At 49.8% G+C, this 16,670-nt stretch carries 16 protein-coding genes and 3 tRNA genes; 5 read left to right on the plus strand and 14 right to left on the minus strand.

Features of this window, described 5'->3' with window-relative positions:
* Positions 1–231 precede the first annotated feature (231 nt).
* From NFS35_RS09170 to NFS35_RS09200, 7 genes are all read right to left on the minus strand, one after another.
* Entirely contained in the window at positions 232–666 is a 435-nt protein-coding gene (locus NFS35_RS09170; protein WP_251206829.1) for a hypothetical protein, read from the minus strand.
* A gap of 168 nt (positions 667–834) precedes the next feature.
* Complete coding sequence (locus NFS35_RS09175) at positions 835–1,113, minus strand: hypothetical protein (RefSeq protein ID WP_160580278.1); 279 nt, start codon at positions 1,111–1,113, stop codon at positions 835–837.
* Positions 1,114–1,139: 26 nt separating this feature from the next.
* Positions 1,140–1,649: a helix-turn-helix domain-containing protein gene (locus NFS35_RS09180; RefSeq protein ID WP_160562146.1), complete on the minus strand. Its 510-nt coding sequence runs from the start codon at positions 1,647–1,649 to the stop codon at positions 1,140–1,142.
* Positions 1,650–1,810: 161 nt separating this feature from the next.
* Positions 1,811–2,023 (minus strand): helix-turn-helix domain-containing protein, encoded by a 213-nt coding sequence (locus NFS35_RS09185; RefSeq protein ID WP_251206830.1) that lies wholly within the window; start codon positions 2,021–2,023, stop codon positions 1,811–1,813.
* The gene (locus NFS35_RS09190) at positions 2,010–2,453 is read right to left on the minus strand and encodes an RNA polymerase sigma factor (RefSeq protein ID WP_251206831.1); all 444 of its coding nucleotides are present in this window, start codon (positions 2,451–2,453) and stop codon (positions 2,010–2,012) included. Before NFS35_RS09190 ends, NFS35_RS09185 begins: the two co-directional genes overlap by 14 nt.
* An 86-nt stretch (positions 2,454–2,539) precedes the next feature.
* A complete protein-coding gene (locus tag NFS35_RS09195) occupies positions 2,540–3,931 on the minus strand; it encodes a serine hydrolase domain-containing protein (RefSeq protein ID WP_251206832.1) in 1,392 nt (463 codons plus the stop codon).
* Between the two features lie 41 nt (positions 3,932–3,972).
* A complete protein-coding gene (locus tag NFS35_RS09200; protein WP_251206833.1) occupies positions 3,973–4,542 on the minus strand; it encodes a TetR/AcrR family transcriptional regulator in 570 nt (189 codons plus the stop codon).
* Between the two features lie 562 nt (positions 4,543–5,104).
* On the opposite strand from NFS35_RS09200, the gene NFS35_RS09205 reads away from it, so the two are divergent.
* Positions 5,105–6,481 carry an MATE family efflux transporter gene (locus tag NFS35_RS09205; protein WP_251206834.1) on the plus strand — a complete coding sequence of 459 codons (1,377 nt, stop codon included), beginning with the start codon at positions 5,105–5,107 and terminating at the stop codon, positions 6,479–6,481.
* A gap of 125 nt (positions 6,482–6,606) precedes the next feature.
* Positions 6,607–6,774 (plus strand): hypothetical protein, encoded by a 168-nt coding sequence (locus tag NFS35_RS09210; protein ID WP_251206835.1) that lies wholly within the window; start codon positions 6,607–6,609, stop codon positions 6,772–6,774.
* On the opposite strand, the gene NFS35_RS09215 is transcribed toward NFS35_RS09210, so the two are convergent.
* Together NFS35_RS09215 and NFS35_RS09220 are read right to left on the minus strand one after the other, a co-directional pair.
* The gene (locus tag NFS35_RS09215; protein WP_251206836.1) at positions 6,769–7,119 is read right to left on the minus strand and encodes a helix-turn-helix domain-containing protein; all 351 of its coding nucleotides are present in this window, start codon (positions 7,117–7,119) and stop codon (positions 6,769–6,771) included. The genes NFS35_RS09210 and NFS35_RS09215 overlap by 6 nt on opposite strands.
* 191 nt (positions 7,120–7,310) lie before the next feature.
* Positions 7,311–7,841 carry a putative ABC transporter permease gene (locus NFS35_RS09220; protein WP_251206837.1) on the minus strand — a complete coding sequence of 177 codons (531 nt, stop codon included), beginning with the start codon at positions 7,839–7,841 and terminating at the stop codon, positions 7,311–7,313.
* 161 nt (positions 7,842–8,002) lie between these two features.
* Here NFS35_RS09220 and NFS35_RS09225 point away from each other — a divergent pair, with 161 nt between their 5' ends.
* The 3 genes from NFS35_RS09225 to NFS35_RS09235 all read left to right on the plus strand — a co-directional run bounded on the left by NFS35_RS09225 (position 8,003) and on the right by NFS35_RS09235 (position 12,010).
* Complete coding sequence (locus NFS35_RS09225; protein WP_251206838.1) at positions 8,003–9,379, plus strand: MATE family efflux transporter; 1,377 nt, start codon at positions 8,003–8,005, stop codon at positions 9,377–9,379.
* Positions 9,380–9,476: 97 nt separating this feature from the next.
* Positions 9,477–10,805 carry a 5-bromo-4-chloroindolyl phosphate hydrolysis family protein gene (locus tag NFS35_RS09230; RefSeq protein ID WP_251206839.1) on the plus strand — a complete coding sequence of 443 codons (1,329 nt, stop codon included), beginning with the start codon at positions 9,477–9,479 and terminating at the stop codon, positions 10,803–10,805.
* 47 nt (positions 10,806–10,852) lie between these two features.
* Positions 10,853–12,010: a toxic anion resistance protein gene (locus NFS35_RS09235; RefSeq protein ID WP_251206840.1), complete on the plus strand. Its 1,158-nt coding sequence runs from the start codon at positions 10,853–10,855 to the stop codon at positions 12,008–12,010.
* A 92-nt stretch (positions 12,011–12,102) separates the two neighbouring features.
* Here NFS35_RS09235 and NFS35_RS09240 read toward each other — a convergent pair whose 3' ends face one another.
* The 5 genes from NFS35_RS09240 to NFS35_RS09260 form a co-directional block, all read right to left on the minus strand.
* Positions 12,103–13,245 carry an exo-beta-N-acetylmuramidase NamZ family protein gene (locus NFS35_RS09240; RefSeq protein WP_251206841.1) on the minus strand — a complete coding sequence of 381 codons (1,143 nt, stop codon included), beginning with the start codon at positions 13,243–13,245 and terminating at the stop codon, positions 12,103–12,105.
* A gap of 278 nt (positions 13,246–13,523) precedes the next feature.
* Positions 13,524–13,595: transfer RNA gene (locus NFS35_RS09245), tRNA-Cys, on the minus strand.
* 45 nt (positions 13,596–13,640) lie between these two features.
* Positions 13,641–13,712, minus strand: a tRNA-Glu gene (locus NFS35_RS09250).
* Positions 13,713–14,270: 558 nt separating this feature from the next.
* Positions 14,271–16,412, minus strand: coding sequence for a glycoside hydrolase family 3 C-terminal domain-containing protein (locus NFS35_RS09255; RefSeq protein ID WP_251206842.1), 2,142 nt, complete (start codon positions 16,410–16,412; stop codon positions 14,271–14,273).
* A 93-nt stretch (positions 16,413–16,505) separates the two neighbouring features.
* Positions 16,506–16,577, minus strand: a tRNA-Asn gene (locus NFS35_RS09260).
* Positions 16,578–16,670 lie beyond the last annotated feature (93 nt).

Consider the following 16,670-nt stretch of genomic DNA (forward strand, 5'->3'; position numbering starts at 1 on the left):
TATTTCTCTCCCTGCTACCTACAAAACCACACAAGCCCGAATAGGCGGGAATTTGTGAAAATTTCTTTCTATCCCCCCTTTGCACGGCATAATACCGACATTTTTTGAAAATGCCAAAAATGAGCGCAAAAAAACAGGAAACCTTTTCTTGATTTCCTGTCTTGGTGTGCCGTTCTATGTAGCGGCGGTTATTCAGTTTTTAGCTGGCTATAATTCCACAAACCAGAATTTCTATTTCTTTTTTTGTGATTTTATGGAATATACAATGGTGCTGATTAAGGTACACAATATGAGAATATGCAATATAGCATGATATACATCGGGTATATATTTGCCTTCTATTTGTAACCACTGTATTGTGCCTGAAAAATATTCAATTTTTCTTTCTAATGTACCCATAAATCCTTTATTAAAAATAGTGTACCATTCATGGCAGATAAACTGTATCGCAAACCACATCGTAAGCCATACAATTACAAACCATTTACCAATTTGTTCTTTAACAATGAACAATATCACTACTATTAAATAAATTAGAAAAAATATAGCATCATCTTTATATGACCTCGAAACTAAACATTTATTTCCAAAGCACAATCCTGTCATAGCCAAAAAAAACCATAGCAACAATATCAACTGTGCTATAATACAATATATTTTTTTCACGCTAATACCTCCAAATCTCGATTGAATTTGTTGCTGCTTTATTATAGAAACTGTCTACTCACTTTACTCATTATACATTCTCCTTAGCCTTGAAAATTCCTATTGAACAAAATCGCTGCGCGATGGCCTGCCATGGCTGTGGCGCAGCGATTTTGTCCAATTAGGAAGTTATCGCTTTCTGATAATCCAATCGTCATCTTGGGTTTTCCTTTCTGCATAGTAACCGCAAGGCATATCCTTTAAGGTACTAACAGAGTTATCTAAATCAAAAACCCATTTTAAAGACACTAACTTTGCTTCATCTGTTTCGTGTGTTTCCCCGCATAGAAATTGCCACATTCCGTCATCTTCATCATGTGATACATATAGAATAGGTGCCTGACGCTCCAATATATGACAACAGATAATCGTAGCAGTATCGGGTGAATCATAAAAAGGAAATTCCATGTCTGTTACTCCTTTCAAACTTCGATTTATTCTTGCCTTTTCATCAGTCGTTTTTTGAATGCTCTAATCCTCGCACCATAGCGGCTTGAATATAGCAAACCCACCAAAAGCATTCCGACTGCAAATCCCTGTACAATATCCAGTCCAGCCATAACTGTCGGATTATCATAAAGACTTGTTCCTTTAATGATAGTGTAGGCTAATACTAAAAGCATTGCTATCCCATTGCATATCCGTACACGCTTATTGTAGCGTTCCGCTTCTGCGTTTGTATAATCCACTGCCCGCAATACAGTTTCTTTCATTTCTTTATCCATATTCTCGCTTTTCCTTTCTCCGTTTAGAATTTCCCGTAAGTCAACTTCATAATAATCTGATATTTCAATCAAAATATCTAAGTCCGGCATATTGTTGCCATTCTCCCAACGGGATATTGTTCTGTTTGATACATTAAATTTTTCTGCAATCTGTTCTTGGGTAAGTCCTTTTTGCTTACGGAGTTCTTTTAAGAATTTTCCGATTTTTTCTTGGTTCATGCTTTTCCTCCTTTCAGAAAAATCCTATCAAAACTGCCCGATAAAAAACAGGACACAAAGCGAGAAATGCCTTATTTTATTACCCGACAAGGTATGTCTACCGATTCCGATTTGCTGTTGCTTTATTATATATCCGTTTTTCCAAAAATGGAAGTAATTTCTTATACTTCCCGTTCATCAAAACGGAATTTGAACAGGGCAGCGACAAGACGCTGTTTTATGTTGTCCTCGGTGTCCTTGTTGACCTGTCCGTTTTCAAGGGAAGCAAGCCGGATTCTTTTGCCATAATGCCGTAAAACCTCGTCAATGGCTTCCGGCTCTCCGCTGGTTGCTCTGACAATAGTTTCATACGGCACAAGTTTAGGATTCCTCATGGAAAAGCACCTCCATTTCTTCATGCAGCATTTGCAAAGCACTGTGTATGTGATGCCACGCCGTACTCCGGCAGCGTCCGTATAGTTCTCCGATTTCCTGCTGTGTGTAACGTCCAAAAAAGTAAAGGTAGATGATTTCCCTCTTTTTCTCCGGCAGAGAGGACAGGGCTTCGGCAAGCTCCCCGCTCGTAAGGATAACCCCCTGACCGCATATCGTAACAGGGTATTGCTTACAAGGGTCTATAAAATATTTATCTGTTGTACTGAATGGGTAAAACTTTTCTTCGGTGAGGTATTCAAAGGATATTTCCCTTTGCCGCCGCTTATCCCTGTCACGCCATGCGTTGATAGCTGCATAGTGTATGACTACTCTGCAAAAGGCATTAAATGTGTATTCGATATGCTCCTTGTATGCTTCTGTGCAAGCCATAAATAATTCCCTCTTTCTCCCACATAGGGCATTGCATAGTTTACAGTTGCATTTTATAATTCAGAGCAATAACCGCACGTAGTCTGTTATGTCTTAAATACCGCAAATAATATTTTGTATAATCCCATAACCAAAAGCAGACTTGAATTTACCAACAAAACAAGGAACAAGTCTTTTACAAAATACCATACTACCCATAATGGAATCCCTACCATATAGGGCAAACAGAGTAACAGTAGTGGCAATATGCCATGCCTTGTAATGTCAAAGAGTATCAGTCTCGTTGTTTGTTTCTTTTTTTTCCATTTTCTTATTGTTGCTATTGGATATACCGCCACTGCAACCAACGCTAAATATGCCCCATTCAGCAATAGGTGTCTTACAATATACGGGCTGCCAGATATATCATATTGTTCTCTGCCCAAAAGAGCAAATATCACATTTTTGCTTATAATATCCGCCAGTTGGTTCGTGACAAGATAATCGTTCATATTGATGAGGAAAATGATTCCTAATCCGCTTTCCGGCAATAGAAACATATTTGACATATAATTCTCAACCAGTCCGGAATGCCCCAATACAGGCTCTGTATATTCCTCCGTCAAAGTCCACCCCATTCCATAATAATAGGGGCTGTCACCATCTACATATACATTGTCATAAAGCATAGCATTTAAACTGTTTTGACTGACGATTCCCATTCCGCCATTTAGATACATTTGCAGATATTTTGCCATATCTGATACACTGGAACTTAAATAACCTGCCGGAACGGTAGACCATGAATATTTATCGGGATAGTCCGGTTCTCCCGCAATCGGAAGTCCAAAATAATTTCGATACCCTGTTATCAATCCGTTTTCTTTGCTTTGTATAAGTGTTGCTGCCGTATGGCTCATACTTAGTGGAGAGAAAATGTTTTTATCCATATACTCTGAATAGCTAACTCCGCTGACTGTTTCTATAATTTCTCCTAACAATCCATAATTGATATTTGCATATTGATGTTGTCCGTAACTTTCTGTTATTTTTGCATTTCCAAAACGCTGATATGTACCTAAACCGCTTGTCTGATTCAAAAGCTGTCTTATAGTAATTCTATCTCCGTCGGACGCATTTATAAAATAGGCAGAGGTATCAATATAATCAGATATTTTTGTGTCTAAATCTACTTTTTCTTCTTCCACAAGCTGCATAACAGCTAATGCTGTAAATGATTTGCTCAAGGAACCTATAATAAAAGGCGTATCTAAATTATCGCAATTTCCATAAGTTTCAGAAAACAGTACCTCTTTATAGTTTACAATGGCTATCGCCATTCCGGGAATATGCAATTCTTTTATTTCTTTTTTTAACCGGCTGTCAATATCGCTATAATTGCTACTTTTTTCATTTGCCAAAACAGGCTTATACCATATAGAAACAACACAAATTAGTGACAGTATTACACAAATAATCTGTCTGATTTTTCGATTCATAAAACCGTTCCCCTCAATTTATTCTGATATACCATTCGCTATCATTTCCCCTCTAATTTTTTTGTCCCCTCAATTAAAATAGTTATTGATAATTCAAAACTATCTTTTATCAACTGTGTATTACCAAATGCGTTATGATTTTCAAGCAATGCAAAGCCCTCTAAAAAACTCCTAAACATTCTGACTAAATGAACACAATTATCTTGTGAAATATTTAGCGACTTAGTTACTTTGAAAAAAATTGTAAACATTTTTGAAGTCACTTCGTTCATCTGTTCATTATCAAACTGATTGTACCAAAGCATAGTACTAAAAACTCCTTGATTCTCTATTGCATATTCATGGAAAGCGTAGCACATAGCTCTAATCGCATCATATCCAGAAAGTCCTATTACGGCTTCAATAATTCTGTTCTCTAATTCTTTCCAACCATAAAGCATAAGCTGCTGTTTTAGGTCGTCAAACCCGTCAATATGGTTATAAAGCGATGGGGACTTAACACCTAATTGCGCTGCAAGCGTTTTTAAGGATAAGTTTTCTATGCCTATCGTATTTGCCATATATGCGGCTTCTTTGATAACCGATTCTTTATCAATTTTTATTTTGGGCAAAATAAAGCACCTCCTTTTGTTTACTTCGATTTGTATTTTAACAAATCATATTAGTTATGTCAAGATATTAGTAATTGGAAGGGGATTCCGTAGTCGTAGGCATTCGTGGAAAAATCCAAAAGTTTAGATTTTACCACAATGCTTGTCTTTTGGTCTTTGGTTTCTTTGGTTCGGAATAGTGTGGTGTTGGCGGTCTATCTCTTGTTTTCGGTTGCTTGCTTCTTTACCATACATGAGCATTCCTTTGAGGCAGTAAACAGGCAATCCTATTTGGCAATATTCACTTGTAATTCCTACTTTTTTGAAAAATTATTGTGCAATTTTGCTGTCATATTTTTGTTGACATTCGCTGTGGATGAAACTAAAATACATCTAAGAAAATAACCAAAGCCATTTTGGCGGGTTCATTCCCGCCGGCCATCACGCGTAAAGGAGCGCGGCAGCAGAGAAAGAGTTTCACCTATACTCTTCAAACAGCACATTGCCAACTTACCTTGCGCGGGATGGGAAAATCAGGGCTTTGGCTTTTTTTATGAAAATTTATGTGTCGGGGTGCACGAAGATGATGAAGACAGCTCAGAAGAAATGGATCGCAGGAACTGGCTCGGGGGCCAGGGATTACACCTTGTACGGAATGCTGTACCCAATCGTGCTGGAATTGATTTTCGCCTATATCTGCAGCAGCATCAACCAAATGATCCTCAACCGCTTCTCCCCTCAGGCGATAGCCGCCACCACAGCGGTGGGCACTTTCTCCTCGCTGATGCTGACCACTTTCGCTGTCTTCTATGCGGGGCAGAGCATCCTCCTGGCGCCCTGCTGGGGCAGAAAGGAGTATGAGGAGGGCCGCCAGATTCTGACAGTGGGCCTGATCGACAATATCCTGCTGGGGCTTCTGCTGGCTGCCATCTGGTTCGGCGCAGGCAATTTCATCATGCGCATGATACATGTCCCCTCGGATCTGTGGGCCATGTCCGGCGACTACTTATCAGTAGTACTTGGTCTGTCGGTCTTCCAGGGCATCACTGCCACCTTCGCCACTGCTTTCCGGGCAATCGGCAATATGAAGACCGCCATGGCGGGGAGCTGCCTCATCAACGGCAGCTGGATTCTGTGGGAGGCCCTGATCCTGTGGCTGGTTCCCGCAGGCAGACAGAACATCAGCCTGTATGCCCTTGCCGCCATCCTGGCCCATATCCTGGGCGGCATCTTCTATATCCGCCGGGCCGCCAAAGATAAGGACATCCGCCTGAAGTTCTTCCGCTCCAACTGGCGGTCCCGTTTCCGGGCCACCACCGGCCAGATTATGCGCCTGGGCATATTCAGCGGAATGGAGAGCGTCATCTATGTGCTCTCCCAGACGATAGTGGTCTCCATGATTGGGGCCTTGGGCACGCAGGCGCTTCTGGTAAAGGGCTATACCGCAAATTTAATCAATTACATAATCCTGCCGGCCTCTTCCATTCCCATCGTCGCCTCTACCCTGATCGGGATAAGCCTGGGGATGCGGGACGAAGAGCGGCTGATCCGGTATTTCCGCCAGAGCGTCCGGCTGGTATGCGCTGCTACGGTGGCGCTGGAAGTCATCGCCCTGCTCATAGGCAGAAGCTTTTTTGCCATGTACACAGACGACCCCCAGATCCTGGATCAGTGCATGGTGATCCTGAAAGCGGAGATTGCCATGGAACTGTTCCGCTGTATAGCCTCCCTGATAATAGCCTGCCTGAAAGCAATCGGCGATGTCCGTATGCCGTTCTTCATGGTCATCGCAGGCTCCCTGCTGAATATTGGCGCGTCCTGGCTGTTCGGCATAAGGCTGGGCCTGGGGCTTCCCGGCATCTGGATCGGCTACGCCGCCGATCTGGCTTTCCGCAGCCTGTTGAGTTACCTTATATGGAAAAAGCATGTGAAAAACCACAGCTACCCTGTCTGGAAATAAAGTATTCCCAACGGAAAGAGGAGGCAAAAAATGGCACTATGAACCCGGAATATATTGAAAAAATCTACGCCGGCTGGCGAAAGTCATCGGCGTGCGGCTGGGCGCTCCCATAGAGGACTATCGCTGTGACGGCAATCGGAAATCGTTTCATCGTAACACCGAATGGCCGTAAAATGTTTGATGTCACCGACGAGCTCCATCCTTATCTCAACGGCGTCATCGGCCTCTCTGTCAGGGACGGCGGGCACATCAGCTGCCGCGAGATAAAAGCAGCGCCCTCCCCGGCATCATAGCAGACTGTCCCGATAGCCCGCAGGCGTCATCCCGGTCTCTTTCCGGAAAGCCCTCCGGAAAGTCTTCATGCTGGCGTACCCTACCATCTCACCGATCTGCTCCAGCGTGAACTTTCCGGATTTGATCAGAGTCCGGGCCTTTTTGATCCGCAGCCGGTTCATATAGTCCAGGATTCCCTCCTGGGTCTCCTCCTTGAACACTCTGGAGATGTATTTGGGGTTCCGCTCAATACCCTCGTTCCCCGGCGGAAACCTCCTTAGAGGCGGGGCGCTTTCCGGGCTGCCGGAGTCCGCTGTGCTGTCCGCATTGCCGCTGCCATGATGCATGCGGCTACCTTTTTCCATTTGTAACGCTTCATTTTCCTTTTCCTCTCTTTCTTTCCTGCATCCACATTTTCGTCTGCACTGTCAGCATAGATTGTCTGAAAAGGAAATGCAAGGGACAAAAGGGCATTTAAAAAGGACAAAAGCGCATGTCCCCTTTTGTCCCTGTCAAATGTGAAATATGCATGACCGTTCCAGAAGATTTCCAGGCCTTAGCTCCAGGAAATCCCTTCCCCCGTATTGGGCCGCACGGCGCAGTAGGTGATGTCCGCGATGAAGACCGCCAACAGAATCAGGCACAGTACCATCCGCACTTTTTTGGGGAATTTCGGATACAGCCTGTCATAGAGCGGCAGGAGCAGACAGACCAGCGCCGTCCCTCCAAGGCCGAAGACCACCGCCCCCAGCAGGCAGATTCTCCCGTTCAGGTTGCAGAAATGCCCGCTGTAATCCCACCAGCGGATTCCCCATAGCCGCTCCAGGAACCAGCTGGTGAAATATTCCAGCCCGGAGCAGAGCAGCATGGACAGGAGAAACACCCTGACCGGCTTTCTCCGAAAGGAACGGAGCAGGAAACACAGCGCCAGCCCACCCATCCCGTAAATCGGAAGATACGGCCCCCTGTACACCCCTCTGTTGATGAACGCGTGCTCCATACAGAAAAACAGCCCCACTTCCCACAGCCAGCCGATAAAAGCCATGACAAAAAACAGCAGGACATAATAATCAAATTCGTGCGGCATCCCTTTTCTCATCATACCAGCCAGTATGTCCGAATCCGCCTTATCCTATGTACAAATCAGATGAAAAGCGCCGGACACCGCGGTGCCTGTTCCCCCATTGAATTACAGAAATGATTGTGATAAGATAAGTCATACTGACTCTTATCCAATGGAGGTTTGCCATGCAAAAGAAGAACCGAATCAAAGACGATGTGTTCTACATCCAGATTTTCAGGCTCGTCCTGCCAATCGTCATCCAGAATCTCCTAAGCGCCGCCGTCAGCTCCGCGGACGTGGTCATGCTCAATTACGTGGGACAATCTTCCATATCCGCCGTCTCCCTGGCCTCCCAGTACGCCAATGTGCTCTTCATGGTGTTCTACGGCCTGGGCACCGGGGCTACCATGCTCTGCGCCCAGTATTACGGGAAAGGGGACATGAAAGCGATCCAGGTGGTGGAGGGCATCGCCATGCGCTTTTCCCTATGCTTCGCCCTGCTCTTCGCCGCCGCGGCGCTGTTCGTCCCGGAGGGCATGATGCGCGTCTTTACCAATGACAGCGAGCTGATCGCCGTCGGCGCCTCATATCTGCGCTTCATGAGCGTCAGCTACCTCTGCTGGGGCATCACGGAGGTCTATCTGGCTGTCCTTCGGAGCATCGGCAGGGTCACTGTCAGCACGCTCATGAATGTGCTGGCCTTTTCCCTGAACATCATCCTGAATGCAGTCTTCATCTTCGGCCTGTTGGGCGCGCCGAAGCTGGGGGCCATGGGCGTAGCCATCGCCACCTCCGCCTCCCGCCTGATCGAGCTGGGAGCATGCTTCGTTGTCTCGGCTCTTGGCAAGGACATTAAGCTGGATTTCCGGTATCTCTTTGCCAAAAACAGGCTCCTGTTCTCCGACTTCGTCAGGCTCTCCCTGCCGGCCCTGGGCAATGACATCATCTGGAGCGTGGCTTTCTCCATGTACTCCGTCATCATGGGGCATCTGGGCACGGACGCGGTGGCCGCCAATTCCTTTGTGGTGGTGGTACGCAACTTCGGCACCATCCTGTGCTTCGGCATGGCCAGCGCCGGAGGGATACTTCTGGGGAATGTGATTGGAGAGAACAAGCTGGAGGAGGCCAGGGCGGATGCCGGAAAACTCATGAAGCTCACGGTAATCACCGGGGCCATCGGCGGGCTGATCGTACTGGCGGCTACTCCCTTTGTGCTGAAATACGCCACCCTGACGGAAGACGCCATGCACTATCTGAAATATATGCTGCTGATCAATACCTACTATGTCATGGGCGCCGCGGTGAACACTACCCTGATCGCCGGGGTCTTCCGGGCAGGAGGCGACAGCCGCTTCGGCTTTATCTGTGATGCCATCGACATGTGGTGCTACGCGGTTCCCCTGGGGTTCCTGGCAGCTTTCGTGCTGAAGTTCCCGGTGCTGTGGGTGTATTTCCTGCTGTGCACCGACGAGTTCGTCAAATGGCCCTGGGTCATCCGGCATTACCGGAGCGGGAAATGGCTCAACAACATCACCAGGGACGATCTCTTCAGAGAGAATTAAGGATAAAATTGTTGCGGATGGGGCCAGGTTGTGCCATAATAGTGTGAGAAGAAGTTGTGTTGCGGAGAGAACAAATATATTAAAGAAGGTTTTTGGTATGAGTGATAGTCGAAATTGGAGCGGGACGGGGGAGCAGATTAAGAGCGCTCTTTCGGAGGCTTTGCAGAACGGGGATTTTAAGAATCTGAACGATCTGGTTTCCCAGACTGTGGCGGATGCTCTGAATGAGGTGGGCAGACGGGTACCTTTGAATAATGCGGCGAAGCAGTGGACAGGCAGTAGCGGTGCTCAGGATTCTCCGGAGCAGGGGACGCAGGATGGGCCGCCGCCTGATATTCCCCTTTGGCAGCAGAGGGCTATGGAGCGGGAGCGCCAGAAGCAGGCCAGGCGGCAGCAGGACCTGGAGAACCGCCAGCGCTCTCCTCAGGTTTTTCGCAAGTCCCTCCCTGCTATCAAGGTCAAAAAAGTGGGCAGTGTTTCCAATGTGCTGTACCAGGTATTCGGCGGCATCGGACTGGGAATCACCGGCTTGGTGACTTTCTTCCGGATATTCGTCTTTCTGGCGGGGGATACCACGCTGGGAGGATGGATTGTGAATTTCCTGTTTTTGGCAGGCTTTTACGGCATGATACGTTTCGGAATCGGCCAGAAAAAACGCCTGAAACGGGCCCAGCGCTATCTGCAGCTGTGTGATTACCGGGTATACGGAGAAATCGCAAAGCTGGCCGCAGGCACCGGCAAAAGCGAGCAGTATGTCGTGAAAGATCTGCAGAAAATGCTGGCTCTGGGCATTTTCCCCGAGGGGCATTTGGATCAGCAGAAGACCTGTTTCATGTTGAATGATGTGGTATACCGGCAGTATCTGGAGGCAGAGCACGGCCGTCAGATTCGGGAAGCCGAAAACCGCAGGGCCCTGGAGGACAGGGGCGCGGCCCAGGCGCCGGAACCTGCGCCGGAGGTTTCCAGAGAGCAGGAATCGGAACTGCAGATTATGGTGCGTGAGGGCATGGAGTATATACGCAAGCTCCGGAACCTGAATGACAGGATTCCCGGCGAGGTCATCTCGGCAAAGCTGTTCTGCCTGGAGAATCTGTTAAAGGATATCTTTGACAGCGTGCGGACCCATCCCGAGCAGATGCCGCGTATGCACAAGCTGATGAATTATTATCTGCCCACCACCATAAAGCTGGTGGAATCCTATGAGGAATTCGACCGGGTCAGCTCCCCGGGGCCGGACATCGTAAAGGCAAAGTCGGAAATAGAAAACACGCTGGATACCATCAATGAGGCTTTCCGCGAGCTCCTCAACACTCTGTTCCAGGATGCGGTGTTCGATGCCACCACGGACGCGCAGGTCTTAAAGTCCATGCTGGCCAGAGAGGGACTGATGAAAGAGATGGCTTTTGCCGCCGGCGAAAATGAATGAGTTGAACCAAACTGACAGGATTGAAGCAAAGACTGGAGGATACGAAAATGAGCAATGATTTAGACGAAATGCTGAACCAGGGCCCTACCCTGACTTTTGAACCCTTTTCACAGCCCGAGGCTCCTGAGGTGCCCACAGTGTCGGAGGCCACCCAGAAAGTGCCGGAAGTGGTGCTGACCCCCGAAGAGCAGAAGATGGTGAATGACTTTGCCTCCCAGATCGACATCACCAATACCCAGATGGTGCTGCAGTACGGTGCGGGCAGCCAGAAGAAGATTGCCGATTTTTCCGAGAGCGCCCTGAGCAATGTGCGCACCAAAGATATGGGGGAAATCGGGCAGATGCTGGCAGGCGTGGTGGCCGAACTGAAAGAATTCAACAATGAGGAAGAAGAGAAAGGGTTCCTTGGCTTTTTCAAGAAGGGCTCTAACAAGCTGGAGAACCTGAAGATAAAATATGACAAGGCAGAGGGCAATATCAATAAAATCTGCCGTGTGATGGAAGACCATCAGGTGACCCTGTTAAAGGACGCCGCCATGCTGGATAAGATGTATGAGCTGAACCTGAACTATTTCAAGGAGCTGTCCATGTACATCCTGGCAGGCAAGCAGAAGCTGGAGCATGCCCGGACGGTGGAACTCCCGGCGCTCCTGGCCAAAGCGGAGCAGAGCGGGCTTCCCGAGGATACCCAGGCTGCCAATGATTTCGCCTCCATGTGCGAGCGCTTTGAAAAGAAGATTTACGACCTGGAGCTGACCAGGACCATCTCCATGCAGATGGCGCCCCAGATCCGCCTGATCCAGAGCAACGACACCGCCATGTCGGAGAAGATACAGTCCACGCTGGTGAACACCATTCCCCTGTGGAAGAGCCAGATGGTAATCGCCATCGGCTTAAACCATTCCACCGAGGCCGCAAAGGCCCAGCGGGAGGTGACGGACATGACCAACGCGCTGCTTAAGAAAAACGCCGAGACCCTGAAGATTGCCACCATAGAGACCGCCAGGGAGACCCAGCGGGGCATCGTGGACATCGAGACCCTCACCGCCACCAACCAGACTCTGATCAGTACCCTGGACGAGGTCATGAAGATTCAGGAGGACGGCCGGGCAAAGAGACGGACCGCGGAGCAGGAACTGGTCAGAATCGAGGATGAGATGCGCCAGAAGCTGCTGTCCGTGAGCCAGGCCTCCAGACAGATGTAATAAGAATCTTACAACGAAAAAAGACTGCCGGCAACAGCATCCGCCTGGATTCACACGGATACGCTGTTGTCGGCAGCTTTTTTCGTTTATTTTCATTCGTATAAATGATATCGCTTCTTCTGCTCCGAGAAAGATCTGCTCTCCCCCCCGAACTCCTCCAGCAGCTCGGACAGGCTCTTTTTCTGCCTTGTCAATATGTCCGAACCGCACAGCAATTCTATGAACTGTCTGCCGCCCTCTTTCACGGGGGGCAGGAAACGGGCTTCTTCCCCATAACGGTCCATGATTTCATACAGCAATGTCATTCCCACCTCCACAGGCGAGACCTCGCGCATATCTGTCACATAGAGATTGACGCCCTGACAGGCCTCCCCCTCGTATTTGGAGGCGGCAGGCGTAAAGTATGCGGTTGTGAACGCCACGCCTTTCAGGCCCTTGGCCTGCATGGCATCTGTCAGCTCCCGGGCGTCCACAAAAGGCGCTCCAATCTCCATGAACGGCCGGGTAGTCCCCCTCCCCTCCGACAGATTCGTGCCCTCGAACAGGCATAATCCCGGATACATCAGCGCGGCGTCAAAGCCGGGCAGCCCCATGGAGGGCGGTATCCAGCAGCGCCCTGTCTCCGGATAAAGCATGTCCCTCTTCCATCCTTCCACCGGAATGACGCTCAGCTGCGCATGGAGTCCCAGGACATCATCCGCCATGCCGGCGAACTCCCCAATCGTCAGTCCGTAGCGCATGGCCAGGGGGAAACCGCCCACAAAAGATTTGAATTCCGGTTTCAGGACATTGCCCTCCACCCGGTCCCCCAGAGGGTTCACGCGGTCCAGTATGACGAATTCCTTTCCAGCTCCCGCACAATCCTCCAGGGCATAGAGCATGGTATACAGGTAGGTGTAATAACGCGTCCCTACATCCTGTATATCGTATACCACCATATCCACGGCATCCAGCATCTCCCGGGTCATCCTGTGTGAATCCCCGCTGTACAGGCTGTAGACTTTCACTCCCGTCACGGAATCGGTGTATGTGTCCACCATTCCTCCTGCCGGAACATTCCCGCGCACGCCATGCTCAGGCGAGAACATTGCCGCCAGATGGTATTTTTGGTGCAGCACATTGATTGTGCTCTCAAATCCGGCTGTCAGGCCCGCCACCGAGGTAATCAGGCCGAGACGCTTTCCCCGGAACGAACTGTCATACTGCTCTATGCAGTCAATACCGTTTTTTATCATTCTCAATCCCCTCTTTTCATTCCCTTTCTTTTCAATGCTTATCCGCTGCCATCATCCGACAGCAGGTTCACCACTATCGCTTCCTCCCTGAAATGGTAAACAGCTGGTCATCACAAGAAAGAACATCAGCGTCGCCAAAGCCTGCAGGCACTTCCAGCGTCAGCTCCTTATCCTCTTTCAGCGCAATAAGACCTAGCTTAATTTGCAACACTATGTTGTTTTTCCATCGCAGGGAAAAAAAGGCAGTAAAAAACCCCGCATGAATCGGGGTTCTTCAGAGGCGCAGACCGGATTTGAACCGGTGAATCAGGGTGTTGCAGACCCACGCCTTACCACTTGGCTACTGCGCCTTACGCTGTATTTCCTTGCAGGCCATTCTTTCAATGAAACAAAGATGACTCCAACGGGAATCGAACCCGTGTTACCGCCGTGAAAGGGCGATGTCTTAACCGCTTGACCATGGAGCCGTGTGCCCTTTCCGGTTCTGTTTCCCGGTAAGTCCCTTTATCAGAATACTGCTTTAGCAATGACCTAACAAAAGGTATCTTACCACAATTATATGCGTTTTGCAAGTGTTTTTTGTTTTTTTCAGGGGACTTTTTTCAGGCAATTTTTCATTCGGCTTTTCCGGGCGAAATATTTCCTTATGTTTTGTACAGGCAATGTTCTTGTCGCCGCTGCGTCAGAGCAGGTAGTCCCCCTTAAGCCCCCTGGCCCCTGTCCGTTTTCCGCCGTCATATCGGTGGGCATTTCATAAATATTCCTTTCTGGTACATCTCTTCTGAAGGCATACCGCTGATAATGGCTCCGCTGGCCTGGCTGCCGGAGAGCATGTCAGCATGGTGCATCAGCTCTCCCGGTTTATAGGGCTCAGAGCAATATCTGTGCTATCACTGTCCAGAACTATGTTTACATTGGCAGCTACCTTCGTCAAGCCCTTGTCCAGATAATAATCTGTCTGTACTGCATTGCCTATTTCTCTGCCCAGTCAGCCCGCCTCTTGACCATTTTTCCATATGGGAAATTTATTTTCTGTCCACCGTAAACACGATACAGTCCTTCCCTGTCAGCTCCCTGGTACGTTCATCCGGCTGACCCAATCCTATGCTGACGCGGAACTTCCCGCCATCTACGATTCTTTCCCCTTCCTCGTTGACTACAGTAAAAGCATCATTCCCGATAATCAGTTCTGTCTCGCCGGTCTCTTCGCCGTTCAGGAATACACGGCCAAACGCGCACAGCTTTCCGTTGGGAGCGGCGTAGTCGGACTCCAGCGCCTCCACATAGGCCTGTACCACTTCTCCAGTGGCCATATGGCCCTGGTTTTTCATCCTGACTTTGACGGTCATGTCCTGGGTCACGTCCCATTCCAGGCTGCTGGTGGTGCCCGCAGTCCACTTTTGTCCGCCGCACTCCGCCGACTCCACCTTCACGTCCCCATAGGTGAGGCCATAGCCGAAAGGATACAGGGGCCTGCCCTGGAAATACCGGTATGTCCGGCCTTTCATGGAATAATCCTCGAAAGCCGGCAGCTCCTCCGTGCTGTTGTAGAAGGTCACAGGCAGCTTTCCGGACGGAGAGATTTCTCCAAACAGCGCTTTCGCCACTGCCCGGCCGCCCCTGGCTCCGGGATACCACACCTGCAGCACCGCATCGGCATGCTCCTGCACGTACCGCAAATCCATAGCGCTGCCCGTCATGTTCAGCACCACCGCAGGCTTGCCCGCCTGCAGCACCGCCTCGATCAGCTCTCTCTGGGACTGGGGGAGCTGAAGATCTGCCTTATCACCGGAAGCATAGCTGTTTCCCGTATCTCCCTCTTCCCCTTCAAGGGTCTCGTCAAGCCCCACGCAGAGAATCACCACATCGCTGTTCTTCACCACGCTCAGCGCCTCCGAGATGCGGTCCTGTCTGTGTCCCAGCCCCTCCACCTTGTCCTGGAAGAGGTGGCATCCTTCGGAATAGTACACCCTCGCATCCGGCAGGGCATCCTGGATTCCCTCCAGAACGGTGATGTAGCGGGACGATGTTCCGTGGTAATTGCCTATCAGGGCTTTGCGGCTGTCCGCATTGGGACCTATGACCCCGATTGTTTTCAGGCCCTCCTTCTTCAGGGGCAGCAAGCCGTTATTCTTCAGCAGCACCATACCCTCCGCTGCGACCCGTTCTGCCAGCTCCAGATGCTCCTTGCACTCAATCCGGTCATAGCCGATGCCGTCATAGGCTGTCTCGTCAAACAATCCCAGAAGGAAGCGGGTGGTGAAGAGTCTCTCCGCCGCCTGTCCGATTTCCTCCTCGGTCACAAGGCCGTCCTGACAGGCTTTCAAAAGATGCAGGTAGGTGACGCCGCAGTTCACGTCGCAGCCCGCCTTCAGGGCCATGGCCGCGGACTCCTCGGCCGTGTCGGTGACCATGTGTTGGGTATGAAAATCCTTGATGGCCCAGCAGTCAGACACATAATGTCCCTGGAATCCCCATTTCTCCCGCAGGATATCCTCTATCAGGGTCTTGCTGCCGCAGCAGGGCTCCCCGTTTGTCCTGTTGTAGGCACCCATCACCGCTTCCACACCAGCCTCTTTCACCAGCTTCTCAAAGGCGGGAAGGTAGGTCTCCCACAAATCCTTTTGAGAGACTCTGGCATCGAAGCGATGGCGCTCCCCCTCCGGGCCGGAGTGCACCGCGAAATGCTTTGCACAGGCCGCAGCCTGCAGATGCTCTCCGTCCCCTTGCAGCCCCTCCACAAAGGCTTTGCCCAGCTCTCCTGTCAGGTAAGGATCCTCCCCATAGGTCTCATGTCCCCTGCCCCACCTGGGATCGCGGAAGATATTCACATTAGGGGACCAGAAAGTGAGCCCTTTATAGATATCCCTGTCTCCCTCTGCCTTGTAGGCGTTATACTTCGCACGGCCCTCCTGCGCGATGGCCTGCCCTACCTCTTCCATTAGGGCCGCGTCAAAGGCGGCGGCCATGCCGATGGCCTGAGGGAAGACCGTCGCCACCCCTGCTCTGGCCACACCGTGGAGCGCCTCGTTCCACCAGTTGTATGCAGGTATTCCCAACCTGGGGATGGCCGGCGCATCGAACCTCAGCTGGGAAGCTTTCTCCTCCAGGGTCATCTTGCCCACCAGCTCCTGAGCCCTTTTTCTTGCTTTCTCTCTGTCTCTCATGTTCATACCTCCGCACATATGCTTTTTATCCAAAGTGCACAAAAGCCTATAAACACTCTTGTTTATAGGCTTCCTATCGCAATATCCACTCAGCTCCCCGAGTAGGGCTCGAACCTACAACAACTCGGTTAACAGCCGAGTGCTCTACCATTGAGCTATCGAGGAATCTCTGGGGGCTGTGCCCTCAAAACCGAATACTGACTGCGGAACCCGCATCTCCCTGGTTAAGCCTGCGTCCTATTAGTATGCGTCAGCTGT

The sequence above is a fragment of the Acetatifactor aquisgranensis genome (assembly GCF_943193215.1).
Lineage (GTDB): Bacteria > Bacillota > Clostridia > Lachnospirales > Lachnospiraceae > Acetatifactor > Acetatifactor aquisgranensis.